This window comes from Photobacterium malacitanum (assembly GCF_900185615.1).
Taxonomy (GTDB): domain Bacteria; phylum Pseudomonadota; class Gammaproteobacteria; order Enterobacterales; family Vibrionaceae; genus Photobacterium; species Photobacterium malacitanum.
This window is the reverse complement of sequence record NZ_FYAK01000006.1, coordinates 32,821-45,079: the sequence shown is the minus strand read 5'-3', so window position 1 is coordinate 45,079 and position 12,259 is coordinate 32,821. Positions and strand designations below refer to the sequence as shown.

Annotated in this window: 10 protein-coding genes; 8 read left to right on the top strand and 2 right to left on the bottom strand. The window is 43.4% G+C overall.

Annotated elements, in window-relative coordinates:
- Positions 1-302 precede the first annotated feature (302 nt).
- The 4 genes from argC (at position 303) to argH (ending at position 5,372) form a co-directional block, all read left to right on the top strand.
- Positions 303-1,316, top strand: coding sequence for an N-acetyl-gamma-glutamyl-phosphate reductase (gene argC / locus PMAL9190_RS13595; protein ID WP_087845663.1), 1,014 nt, complete (start codon positions 303-305; stop codon positions 1,314-1,316).
- A gap of 10 nt (positions 1,317-1,326) precedes the next feature.
- Positions 1,327-2,106 (top strand): acetylglutamate kinase, encoded by a 780-nt coding sequence (gene argB, locus PMAL9190_RS13590; RefSeq protein ID WP_087845662.1) that lies wholly within the window; start codon positions 1,327-1,329, stop codon positions 2,104-2,106.
- Between the two features lie 84 nt (positions 2,107-2,190).
- Positions 2,191-3,396, top strand: a complete 1,206-nt coding sequence (locus PMAL9190_RS13585) for an argininosuccinate synthase (protein WP_087845661.1) — start codon at positions 2,191-2,193, stop codon at positions 3,394-3,396.
- A 98-nt stretch (positions 3,397-3,494) separates the two neighbouring features.
- Complete coding sequence (argH, locus tag PMAL9190_RS13580; protein ID WP_087845660.1) at positions 3,495-5,372, top strand: argininosuccinate lyase; 1,878 nt, start codon at positions 3,495-3,497, stop codon at positions 5,370-5,372.
- Between the two features lie 95 nt (positions 5,373-5,467).
- Here the strand turns inward: argH and PMAL9190_RS13575 are convergent, their stop codons facing one another.
- Positions 5,468-6,196 (bottom strand): glutathione peroxidase, encoded by a 729-nt coding sequence (locus tag PMAL9190_RS13575; RefSeq protein ID WP_087845659.1) that lies wholly within the window; start codon positions 6,194-6,196, stop codon positions 5,468-5,470.
- 163 nt (positions 6,197-6,359) lie between these two features.
- Here PMAL9190_RS13575 and oxyR point away from each other — a divergent pair, with 163 nt between their 5' ends.
- Entirely contained in the window at positions 6,360-7,271 is a 912-nt protein-coding gene (gene oxyR, locus PMAL9190_RS13570; RefSeq protein WP_087845658.1) for a DNA-binding transcriptional regulator OxyR, read from the top strand.
- An 80-nt stretch (positions 7,272-7,351) separates the two neighbouring features.
- On the opposite strand, the gene PMAL9190_RS13565 is transcribed toward oxyR, so the two are convergent.
- A complete protein-coding gene (locus PMAL9190_RS13565; RefSeq protein WP_087845657.1) occupies positions 7,352-9,943 on the bottom strand; it encodes a penicillin-binding protein 1A in 2,592 nt (863 codons plus the stop codon).
- 149 nt (positions 9,944-10,092) lie between these two features.
- Between PMAL9190_RS13565 and pilM the strand changes: the two genes are divergently transcribed.
- The 3 genes from pilM to PMAL9190_RS13550 are packed head-to-tail and all read left to right on the top strand — an operon-like array spanning position 10,093 to position 12,252.
- The gene (gene pilM, locus PMAL9190_RS13560; protein ID WP_087845656.1) at positions 10,093-11,073 is read left to right on the top strand and encodes a type IV pilus biogenesis protein PilM; all 981 of its coding nucleotides are present in this window, start codon (positions 10,093-10,095) and stop codon (positions 11,071-11,073) included.
- The gene (locus PMAL9190_RS13555) at positions 11,070-11,675 is read left to right on the top strand and encodes a PilN domain-containing protein (protein ID WP_087845655.1); all 606 of its coding nucleotides are present in this window, start codon (positions 11,070-11,072) and stop codon (positions 11,673-11,675) included. Before pilM ends, PMAL9190_RS13555 begins: the two co-directional genes overlap by 4 nt.
- Positions 11,668-12,252: a type IV pilus inner membrane component PilO gene (locus PMAL9190_RS13550; RefSeq protein ID WP_087845654.1), complete on the top strand. Its 585-nt coding sequence runs from the start codon at positions 11,668-11,670 to the stop codon at positions 12,250-12,252. The genes PMAL9190_RS13555 and PMAL9190_RS13550 overlap by 8 nt, the downstream gene beginning before the upstream one ends.
- Positions 12,253-12,259: the final 7 nt, after the last annotated feature.

The following is a 12,259-nucleotide window of genomic DNA, read 5'->3' as shown; positions in this document are numbered from 1 at the left end:
AACCAGTAAACATATTAATTCAGAATTGTGAATAGACAACACGGTTGTTTATTGTGTCTCTGAGCAAGGATCGCTTAGGGGAAATAGTTAAATTCAGGAAGCTATTATCATGAATCACACACCAACATCTCTCATTATCTCCCTTCGACGACGCTAATCTTTTGCCTGCGGTGCTTTGACGCGCCTGTTTTTCGCTGGTGACAGCACTCCTTCATTTGCCGTTATGATGTCAATATTTTTTAGAGCATAGTCTCAATTTTTTAATGACGGTTGATAGACAATTACTACAGATGGAATTAGCAATGTTAAACACTGTCATTATTGGCGCCAGTGGTTACACCGGTGCAGAATTAGCAAAAATGGTGAGTCGCCATCCACAGTTAACACTTGCAGGTTTGTATGTATCAGCAACCAGTCTTGATGCAAATAAACCATTAAGTGAACTTCATGGACAGCTAAAAGGAATAGTTGATTTACCGTTACAACCCTTAATCGATTTTAAAACAACTGCTGCAACTGCAGATATTGTGTTATTAGCCACCGCCCATGAGGTGAGCCATGATATTGCTGTTGAGTTTCTTGATGCTGGTTGTCAGGTGTTTGATCTATCGGGTGCGTTTAGAGTTAAAGCAGATGGGTTTTATCAGCAATATTATGGCTTTGAGCATCAATATGGTCAGTGGCTAGATAATGCCGTTTATGGGTTAGCAGAATGGAACCAAGCTGATATTGCTCAGGCACAATTAATTGCGGTTCCCGGATGTTATCCAACTGCATCGCAACTAGCATTAAAACCATTAGTGGTTGCAGGGTTACTTGATTGTCAGCAATGGCCGGTGATTAATGCAGTAAGTGGCGTTTCTGGTGCTGGTCGTAAAGCATCTATGACCAATAGTTTTTGTGAAGTCAGCTTACAAGCCTACGGGTTGTTTAGTCATCGTCATCAACCTGAAATCTCCCATCATTTAAATTGTGATGTCATTTTTACACCTCATCTTGGTAATTTTAAGCGCGGAATTTTAGCGACTATTACCGCTAAATTAGCCTCTGGAGTGACTGCGGATGACGTCACTGCGGCAATGGAAGCAGCATATTCAAATGCTACTGATCAACATGCGGTGCGGTTACTTAACAATAACACGGCTCAACTTGATAATGTGGTTGGTAGTTGCTTCTGTGATATTGGCTGGCAGGTACAAGGTGAACATATTATTTTAACCGCTGCGATTGATAATTTATTAAAAGGCGCTTCTTCTCAAGCAATGCAGTGCATAAATATTCGCAACGGCTTTCCTCAATTAACCGCATTGATGTAGGAGTAATACCATGAACCAAGTTCCTTTAGTGATTAAATTAGGCGGTGCGGCATTAGAGTGTAATGTGACCTTAGAGCGGTTGTTTTCCACGATTAATACTTATCAAGCCAGTTGTCAGCGACCGATTTTATTTGTTCACGGTGGTGGCTATTTGGTGGATGAGTTACTGGCAAAGTTGCAATTACCGACCATAAAAAAGCAAGGATTACGGGTAACACCGGCTGATCAAATTGGTTTAATCACCGGAGCATTAGCCGGTACGGCCAATAAAATGTTGCAGGGCCAAGCACTAAAAGCGGGTGTGGCAGCTGTTGGGCTAAGTTTAGCCGATGGTGGATTATGCCGTGTTAGTCAATTAGATCCAGAATTAGGAGCGGTTGGTCATGCTGAGCCTAATAGCGGCACTTTAGTCACTCAAATGATGCAACTTGGTTTTGTGCCTATCATCAGTTCAATCGGGCTTGATGATAATGGCAACATGATGAATGTAAATGCAGACCAAGCCGCAGTGGCAGTCGCAGCTGCTGTTGATGGGGAATTAGTGCTGTTATCGGATGTGAGTGGTGTGCTTGACGGTAAAGGTAATTTAATTCACCAACTGACAGAGACAGAAGCAGAAGCGTTAATTACTCAAGCGGTGATCACCGATGGCATGATCGTTAAAGTGCGCGCCGCATTTGCAGCTGCTAAGGCACTAGGACGCGCGATTGAAGTCGCAAGTTGGCGTTACCCTGAAAAACTTAATGCGTTATTAATGGGCAACAGTATTGGTACTAAATTTACCCCCTAATACGCTATCAATAAAGACTGATTTTTATTTTTGGAAATGTGCCTCAACGGGATGACCGCGACAAGGCTGAAAGGAGTGCAGCAGATGAGTAAGATTAATAAAGTGGTATTAGCCTATTCAGGTGGTTTAGATACCTCAGCCATTATTCCGTGGCTGAAAGAAAATTATGACTGTGAAGTGGTCGCCTTTGTAGCAGATGTCGGTCAAGGTGAAGAAGAGCTGATTGGTATTGAAGAAAAAGCCATCGCATCAGGTGCATCGTCATGTTACATCGCCGATCTAAAAGAAGAGATGGTTAAAGATTATATTTATCCATCTTTGAAAACGGGCGCTATTTACGAAGGTAAATACTTGCTAGGTACCTCAATGGCACGCCCGATTATCGCTAAGGCACAGGTTGAATGTGCATTGGAAGTTGGGGCCGATGCTCTGTGCCACGGTTGTACTGGTAAGGGGAATGATCAGGTACGTTTTGAAGGTGCCTTTGCTGCACTAGCGCCACAACTTACCGTGATTGCACCGTGGCGTGAGTGGGATTTACGTAGTCGTGAAGCACTACTTGATTACTTGGCTGAGCGTAATATTCCTTGTACCGCATCATTGGAAAAAATTTACTCACGTGATGCTAACGCATGGCATGTATCAACCGAAGGTGGTGTTTTAGAAGATACGTGGAATGCTCCTAATGATTTATGTTGGGTATGGACCAAAGATCCACAACAAGCACCTGATACCGTGGAAACAGTGTCTATTTTAGTTGAAAAAGGCGAAGTGGTTGCGGTTGATGGTGAGCCAATGACACCGTATAACGCGCTTAATTACCTCAATGAAAAAGGGGCAGAACACGGTGTTGGCCGGATTGATATTGTTGAAAACCGGTTAGTCGGTATGAAATCACGTGGCTGTTATGAAACCCCCGGTGGCACCATTATGATGGAAGCTCTGCGTGCAGTTGAGCAATTAGTGCTAGATAAAGAGTCATTTGAGTTCCGTCAAACCCTTGGTCTTAAAGCTTCACATCTTATTTATGATGGCCGCTGGTTTACGCCATTGTGCCAGTCATTACTCGCTGCTGCTGATACGCTAGCCCAAGATGTGACTGGTGAAGTGGTGATCCAACTTTATAAAGGTCAAGCAACCGTGACTCAGAAGCGTTCACTTAATAGTTTGTATTCAGAAGAATTTGCCACTTTTGGTGAAGATGATGTTTATGATCACAGTCATGCGGGTGGCTTTATCCGTCTGTACTCTCTGGCGAGTCGAATTCGTGCGCTGAACAATCAAAAATAAGTCATTTAAGATCATTTCTGTATCGCAGCGAGTGCTACTCTCGCTGCCATGTTACGCGTATTTATATTATTAGAGTTAGGCAGTAAAGGAGATTCACCATGGCATTATGGGGCGGACGGTTTAGTCAGGCAGCTGACATCAGATTCAAACAATTTAATGATTCGCTGCGTTTTGACTATCGACTCGCAGAGCAAGATATTGTCGGTTCAATAGCTTGGTCAAAAGCCCTACGCCAAGTGAATGTGCTGACCGAACAAGAGCAACAACAACTTGAGTTAGCACTCAATGAACTCAAGTTGGCGGTGATGGAAGATCCTGAGCAGATATTGACCTCAGATGCTGAAGATATTCATAGCTGGGTTGAGCAACAACTGATTGCTAAAGTCGGGGATTTGGGCAAAAAGCTTCATACGGGTCGTTCACGTAATGATCAGGTCGCAACCGATCTTAAACTCTGGTGTCGTCAGCAAGGACAGCAATTATTATTAATGCTCGATAAACTGCAGCAGCAATTAGTGACGGTTGCTCGTCAGCATCAAGCAACGGTGCTTCCTGGTTATACTCACTTACAACGAGCGCAACCTGTGACATTTGCTCATTGGTGTTTAGCGTATGTTGAAATGCTAGAGCGTGATCATTCGCGTTTAAATGATGCCATGGCACGATTAGATACTTGTCCACTCGGCTCTGGCGCATTGGCGGGGACCGCTTATCCGATTGATCGCGAAGTGTTGGCTCATAGCCTTGGATTCCATCGTGCAACCCGTAATAGCCTTGATTCTGTGTCTGATCGCGATCATGTGATGGAGTTATTATCAACCGCCTCGATTTCAATGTTGCATCTATCGCGAATGGCAGAAGATTTAATTTTCTATAACTCAGGTGAATCTAATTTTATTGAACTTGATGATGCAGTGACTTCAGGCTCGTCATTAATGCCGCAAAAGAAAAATCCCGATGCGCTAGAACTTATTCGAGGTAAATGTGGCCGTGTTTATGGTGCTATGGCAGCGATGATGATGACGGTGAAAGCGTTGCCGCTAGCTTATAACAAAGATATGCAAGAAGACAAAGAAGGGCTGTTTGATGCATTAGATAGCTGGCATGACTGCATGGAAATGGCTGCATTATGTTTTGAGGGGATCAAGGTTAATCAAGAGCGTACTTTAGAAGCCGCGATGCAGGGCTATTCTAATGCAACCGAGTTAGCGGATTATTTAGTCGCTAAAGGGATCCCTTTTCGTGAAGCGCACCATATTGTCGGTGTGGCTGTGGTGACTGCCATCGCCAAAGGTTGTGCGTTAGAGCAGTTATCGCTTGAGGAAATGAAACAATTTTCAGACGTTATTGAGGCAGATGTTTATCCGATCCTCACTATTGAATCGTGTTTGAATAAGCGTTGCGCGCTTGGTGGTGTGGCGCCGAACCAAGTCGATTACGCGATTGGGCAGGCTGAAAAGCGGCTTGATAAGCGTTATTCACCTGATGTCAAAGTACGTGGTGCACGACTCACTGATCTCGATGCGATTGAAGGCATGGTGGTGTATTGGGCCGGACTTGGTGAAAATTTACCGCGTAACCGTAATGAATTAGTGCGTGATATTGGCTCATTTGCGGTGGCTGAGCATCATGGCGTGGTTACTGGGTGTGCGTCATTGTATGTTTATGATTCTGGGTTGGCAGAAATTCGTTCGTTAGGGGTTGAGGCTGGCTGGCAACAACAAGGGCAGGGTAAAGCGATCGTTGATCATTTGCTTGAAAAAGCCGCTCAAATGGCGATTAAAAAAGTGTTTGTGTTAACCCGTGTGCCTGAGTTTTTTATGAAGCGTGGTTTTACGCCAACATCAAAAGCATTGTTGCCTGAAAAAGTCATGAAAGATTGTGATCGTTGTCCGCGTCAGCATGCATGTGATGAGGTTGCGTTAGAAGTTTGGCTTGATCAAGCACAACGGATAGCGACCATTAATGTTGCTTAATCTATAGCAATAAAAGCTATTTAAATACCAAAAGCCCTCAGTTCTCGCGAAGTGAGGGCTTTTTGTTAACTGGTTAATGCTTTAATCGTGGAATATTAGCCTAAGAAAACTTCTAATTCTTCGCTACCACCAATGTGCTTACCGCCAATGAATACTTGAGGAACAGTACTGCGGCCAGTAATTGCACGTAAAGAAACGGTTGTTGCATCTTTACCTAGAATAATTTCTTCATACTGTAGACCTTTGTCGATCAGATTCTGTTTTGCTTTAACACAGAAAGGACAACCAGGCTTAGAGAATACAGTGATTGATTCTTGCAGTTTTTGCTCAGGTGCAATGTAGTTCAACATTGTATCTGCATCAGATACTTTGAATGGGTCACCTGGTTCTTCGTTTTCAACAAACATTTTCTCAACAATGCCGTTTTTCACTAGCATGCTGTAACGCCATGAACGAGCACCAAAGCCAAGGTCATCTTTTTCAACTAACATGCCCATACCACTAGTGAACTCACCATTACCATCTGGAATGAAAGTAATGTTTTCTGCTTCTTGATCTGCTTTCCATGCATTCATTACGAACGTATCGTTAACTGATACACATAAAATATCGTCAACACCGTTATCTGCAAATACTGATGCCAATTCGTTATAACGCGGTAGGTGGCTTGAAGAACATGTTGGTGTAAATGCGCCCGGTAGGCTAAATACAACCACCGTTTTATTAGCAAATAATTCGTTGGTTGTTACGTCTACCCACTGATCACCTTGACGAGTGTGGAAAGTAACTTGAGGAACTGGCTGACCTTCTTTAGATGCGAACATAATGTGATTCCTTAAAAATAAATACTAATTAATTTACTGCAATCGGAGCTTCGTTAAAACATGCTCTCTATGTGATGAAAAAATTATACGACTTTACTCTTGATAGTTCTAATCGTTTACTGTTATGGTTTTGATAGTTAATTCCTATTGGTAACCTACAGCTATGAATATTCGAGATCTTGAGTACCTTGTCGCTCTCTCTGAGCATAAACATTTTCGTAAAGCAGCTGAAGCGTGTTATGTCAGTCAGCCAACTCTCAGTGGTCAAATTCGAAAATTAGAAGATGAGCTGGGAGTATCACTGTTAGAACGAACCAGTCGCCGTGTTCTTTTTACCGATGCGGGATTGAGTTTAGTCGCCCAAGCTCAGAAAGTGTTGCTCGAGGTCAAAATATTGACCGAACTTGCTAGTTTGCAAGGAGAAAGCATGGCTGGGCCATTGCATATTGGTTTTATACCGACTGTCGGTCCATATTTATTGCCACAAATTATTCCGACACTAAAAGAAGCCTTTCCTGAGTTAGAACTGTTTTTACATGAAGCGCAAACCCATCAGTTGGTGCAACAACTTGAAGAAGGTAAATTAGACTGCATGATTTTAGCGGCAGTCAAAGAAAGCGAACCGTTTATTGAATTGCCATTGTATGATGAACCGATGATGCTTGCTGTACCTGAAACGCATCACTGGGCGCAGGATAAAGAAATTGATATGTCGCGCTTGCATGGTGAAACGCTGTTAATGCTTGAGGATGGTCACTGTTTACGTAATCAAGCATTAGGCTTTTGTTTTGCTGCTGGCGCGCGTGATGATGGTCGTTTTAAAGCAACCAGCCTTGAAACGTTACGTAATATGGTTGCCGCAGGCAGTGGTATTACGTTATTACCACAATTAGCGACCCCGAAAGAGCATTGTCGAGATGGCGTGTGCTATATCGCTGCTGAGCATCCCCAACCGACGCGATTGATTACGTTAGCTTACCGTCCAGGATCACCACTGAAGTCGCGTTATGAAAAATTGGCTGCAGTGATTAAGGCTAAAATGCCACAGATATTTGCTAATCACATTCAGAAATAACCCTTGCTGGTAAGAGGGCGGTGAAATACCACTGAAAAAAAGAGCGCTGATTAGCGCTCTTTTTTAGTTAGGGGTAACAATTAGAACAATTCTTCTGCTGTTTCTGCATCAAACTTCTGTTCTGAGTTAACCTGACTCGCTGATTGAGTAGGTTCAGTCCCTTTGATGAAGTATTCATACATTGAACTTGCATCATCACGATCTGAAAGCTTACCCGTGGCACGGTCAATACGTACCTTAACGATATCCGCTGGAATTTCTAAAGGTTGCTCTGGCGTGTTTTTCAACGCTGTATGCATGAAGCTAATCCACGCTGGTTGAGCGGCATTACCACCGTATTCGCCACCTGTTACTTGGTTTTTACCTAAGTTTTTATTAAAACTGGTTCGTCCCAGAGCATGGCGATGATCATCAAAACCAACCCAAGTTGTAGCCACAATATTAGGGCCAAAGCCAGTATACCAAGCATCTTTTGAATCGTTAGTCGTACCGGTTTTACCACCAATATCATGACGACCTAATACACGCGCTCTAAAGCCAGTACCGTAAAGATGACCAGGTTCACCCCAAATGTTACTGGTTAGCATTTGACGAACAAGGAACGCATTTTGCTCACTGATCACTTCTGGTGCATAACGGACAGGTGGTGGTGTGATCACTTGTTCTAGTTGAGCTAAGGTTGGTTTCTCTGTTACAGCAGCAACTGGTTTTTGAGTGGCTGGTGCATTTTCAGCTGCAGTTGCCAATGCGACTTGCATTTTTGCCTGTGGATTCTGACTTTGACAAACATCATTACAGACAACTCTTGGATTGGCGGTGTAGATCAACTCACCATCATTATTATCAACTTTATTGATTAAAAATGGTGTTACTGCATAACCACCGTTAGCAAATACTGAGTAACCTTGTGCTAACTCTAACGGCGTTAAACTACCGGCACCAAGTGCTAATGGCTCTGCATGAGGAAGATCTGCACGTTTAAAGCCAAAACGAGTGAGGTAGTTAATGGTGTAATCTAAACCCGCCATTCTCAATACACGAATAGCCATCACGTTGATTGAACGTGCTAAACCAATACGTGCGCGTGTTGGACCACCATAACGGCCATCAGCATTTTTTGGTCGCCATGCAGTACCTTGCCACTTGTCCCACTTGGTGATTGGGGCATCATTGATCAAGGTGGCCAGTGTTAGCCCTTTTTGAATCGCAGCAGAGTAAATAAACGGTTTGATCCCTGAACCAACCTGACGGATTGATTGGGTCGCACGGTTAAATTTACTTTGGGTGTAGTTAAAGCCTCCCACCATCGCCAATATAGCGCCATCATTTGGCGACATGGCGACAAATGAGGTGTTTGCTCCTGGTACTTGGCTTAACACCCAGTGATCTGTGGTTACTGCAGCGGTATCAGCTGTTGCAGCGACGGTAGTCGCTTTATTTTGTACCCAAATTTGTTGACCAGCAGTGACAATTTGCGCTGCAGTTGTTGGGGCCGGGCCTTGGGCTTTATCGGTTAAGTATTTACGCGCCCATTTAATCCCATTCCAATTTAGCGTTACCGTCTGACCTTGCTTAGTAACAACGACAACACTTTGCTGATTAACTTTAGTCACGACCGCAGGAACTAACTCACCATAGGTTGGCTGAGAACTCAGTTTCTCAACAATTTGGTTAGCATTAAGTGGCGTTTGACCTGGCTTCCATAGCACTGCTGTTGGGCCACGGTAGCCATGGCGTTCATCGTAATTTAGCAGGTTATCAACCGCCGATTGTTGCGCCGCATGTTGTAACTTAGCATTAATGGTAGTGTAAACATCCATACCTTTAGTGTAGGCATCTTCACCGTAACGATGAACCATCCATGCGCGTGCTCGTTCTGCTACATACGGTGCATAAAGTTGAATTTCAGCACCATGATAATGAGAAACGATAGGCTCAGAACGAGCTTGGTCCATTTGCGCCTTAGTGATGTAACCCTCTTTATACATACGATCTAACACTACATTACGACGTGTTGTGGCGCGATCAATTGAATAAATTGGGTTCATGGTTGATGGCGCTTTTGGTAAGCCAGCAATCACTGCCATTTCACTCAAGGTTAACTGGTTAACACTTTTACCAAAGTAAACTTGTGCTGCAGCGCCGACACCATAAGCGCGATAGCCGAGGTAAATTTTATTTAAGTAAAGATCAAGAATTTGATCTTTCGTTAAAATTTGCTCGATATGGATCGCAATAAACGCTTCTCGAATTTTACGAGAGAAGGTTCTTTTGTTGGTGAGGAAGAAGTTTCGCGCCAACTGCTGAGTGATCGTACTCGCCCCTTGGCGCGCATGGCCAGTGGTTAGCATCACAAAAGCTGCACGTGCGATACCAATTGGATCAACGCCATGATGTTCATAAAAACGACTGTCTTCGGTCGCAATAAAACCATCGACCAATAGCGGTGGCATTTGTTTAAGTGTTAATGGTATACGACGTTTCTCACCAAATTGTGAGATCAGTTCGCCATCAGCACTGTACACCCTTAACGGTGTTTGGAGCTCGACATCTTTTAATTTGGCAACATCAGGTAGGTCTGGTTTTAGGTATAAATAAAAACCAAAAATTGTACCCACTCCAAGAATGATGCAAATTATTGCAAGTATTAGTAATCGCTTTATGAACTTCACTTGAGATTTCCCGTTACGCCATCGTTCTGGCGGTCATTATCTATTATCTTTTACCTTCAAGTATAAAGATAACAAAAAAATTAATTAATGCCGTTGATGGTGTTTATTCGAAATAGTTTGTTTTTTCGCCACATGGGAGCATAACACGGATGTTTCGGAACCCATTAAGTGTTGGGGTAGATATTGGCAATCACAGTATAAAAGCTGTGGTTCTGCAACAAAAAAAAGAGCAGTTTGAGTTAGCTGCATTTGTTGAAGTTGAGTTGACTAAATCGGTTATAAACGATCAGCATAGCGTGAATAATGCTGAACTGTTGTCAGCAATGCGTCAAATTAAAAAGCAATTACCGTGGCAAGCCAAAGCCGTTACCTTAGCCTTACCCGATAGTGCTGTGATCAGCAAAGTTGTTCAATTAGGTACCAGCCTTAGTGAAGAAGAGGCTGAATTCGCGATCGTGCAAGCCTTAGGTGCGGCCTCGCCGTTTCCGGTTGAGGAGTTGTGGTTTGATTATTTTCCATTAAACAGTGACCGTTTTAGTGATGCTGTTACGACCACCCCGTTTCAAGTATTTGCCTCGCGCAGAGAAACCATCGATAACCGAGTTAATACGCTCACTAAATTAGGCTTCAAACCTAAAATCATGGAGTTACAAACTCATGCTTTATTATGGCTAGCAGAACATTTAGCAGAAATGGGAAGTCATTATAATCAATGGGGTGTAGTGGATGTAGGTAAGCGACATACCGAGTTTTGTATGAAGCCACAAGGTAGTGCGGCTTACCATCGTGAAATTCGCTTTGGTACTAGCATGTTAGATGCTCAGGACGACATTAGCCCACTAGGCGCTAATAATGCTGAGCAATTTACCAAACAGTTAGCTGAACAATTAAAGCGTCAAATTCAATTGTATAACTCTACTCATCCACGTAGCGGTATCAAAGGGTTGTGGCTGTGTGGTGGCGGGCAAAATGTAGTGTCGGTGTCATTGCTACAACGCTTGATTGGCCTTGATGTGGTGTGGGTTAACCCTTTTCAGCACTTTAGCTGTGCCAATAAAGTTGAATTACCACAGTCAATGTCGAGTCAGTATGCTGTTGCCACCGGATTGGCACTGCGAGGGTTATTATGATCGATAAACTCAATTTATTGCCGTGGCGTGAGCAGCGGCGTAAACAGCATAAACAACGTTTTATTGGCCTGCTGGCAGCAAGTGTTGCTTTGGCTGTTGCTGGTAATGGTGCTATTGGTGAATACATTGAAAATCAGCAACTCCAACAACAAAGTCGTAATCATCAACTGCAGCAAGAATTAGCCAGTTTAGAGCAGCGACTGGCTTTCTTACCTCAATTAGATAAGCAGCGTGAGGCGATTGAGATGCGCTTAAAAGTGATCGCTGATATACAGTTATCGCGCAATCGAGTGACGCAGTTACTCAATCAATTACCAGAAGTTGTGCCTGCTGGTGTGTACCTTGATGGTGTCAATTTAGCTTCACAGCGAGTGAAGGTTGATGGTTTTGGCGATACCAATGGCCACTTAGCGGCCTTACTCGGTAAGGCTGAGCAATCACCCTGGTTTAACAATGTTGAAATGCATTCATTGGTGACGACCAAAAGCAGTGACAAAAAGCAAAAATCACAATTTAATGCGTCGTTTGATTTAACCGCACCAACTATTAATAAGCAGCCACTTAAGGCAACTTATGCGACTGCGGAGAAAACCAATGATTGATTGGCGTGAATTAGAATTAGATGAAATCACTGAGTGGCCATTACTGCCACAGTGTCTTGTTGCTTTTGTTGTGACGTTACTGCTATCGGCATTTGGTTATTGGTATTGGCTGACGCCGTTAACTGAAGCGTTAGAGCAGCAAAAGCAGCAGGAAATTACCTTACGCAGTCAATTAGTGACCCGCGCTGCGCAAGTTGCCGCATTACCACGGGTTAAAGAACAAGTCGTTGAACTTAATCGTCGCTATCAAGAAGTGGTTGAGCAATTACCAGAAGAGCAGGAGTTAGCAAGCTTACTCGCAAGTATTAATGATATTGGTGTTAAAAATGGATTGATATTTCAATCAATTAAATGGGCTTCGCGCATAGAGCATGATCTTTACTATGAGCTGCCGCTTAACATGCAACTCACAGGATCTTACCAACAAATAGGCCAATTCTCAGAGGCAATAGCAAGGCTGCCTCGAATTGTTAATTTACGCAATGTGGCATTAGCGCGAGTGGATAATCAAGGCTTGGACGAGTTGCTATCGTTAACGGTATCAGCCACCACTTACCGTTTTAAAACGCCACAATAATGAGGAT

Bases quoted from the DNA above. Each gene is read 5' to 3' on its own strand.
- argC (WP_087845663.1), top strand. From the start codon at position 303: ATGTTAAACACTGTCATTATTGGCGCCAGTGGTTACACCGGTGCAGAA.
- argB (WP_087845662.1), top strand. From the start codon at position 1,327: ATGAACCAAGTTCCTTTAGTGATTAAATTAGGCGGTGCGGCATTAGAG.
- PMAL9190_RS13585 (WP_087845661.1), top strand. From the start codon at position 2,191: ATGAGTAAGATTAATAAAGTGGTATTAGCCTATTCAGGTGGTTTAGAT.
- argH (WP_087845660.1), top strand. From the start codon at position 3,495: ATGGCATTATGGGGCGGACGGTTTAGTCAGGCAGCTGACATCAGATTC.
- PMAL9190_RS13575 (WP_087845659.1), bottom strand. From the start codon at position 6,196: ATGTTCGCATCTAAAGAAGGTCAGCCAGTTCCTCAAGTTACTTTCCAC.
- oxyR (WP_087845658.1), top strand. From the start codon at position 6,360: ATGAATATTCGAGATCTTGAGTACCTTGTCGCTCTCTCTGAGCATAAA.
- pilM (WP_087845656.1), top strand. From the start codon at position 10,093: ATGTTTCGGAACCCATTAAGTGTTGGGGTAGATATTGGCAATCACAGT.
- PMAL9190_RS13555 (WP_087845655.1), top strand. From the start codon at position 11,070: ATGATCGATAAACTCAATTTATTGCCGTGGCGTGAGCAGCGGCGTAAA.
- PMAL9190_RS13550 (WP_087845654.1), top strand. From the start codon at position 11,668: ATGATTGATTGGCGTGAATTAGAATTAGATGAAATCACTGAGTGGCCA.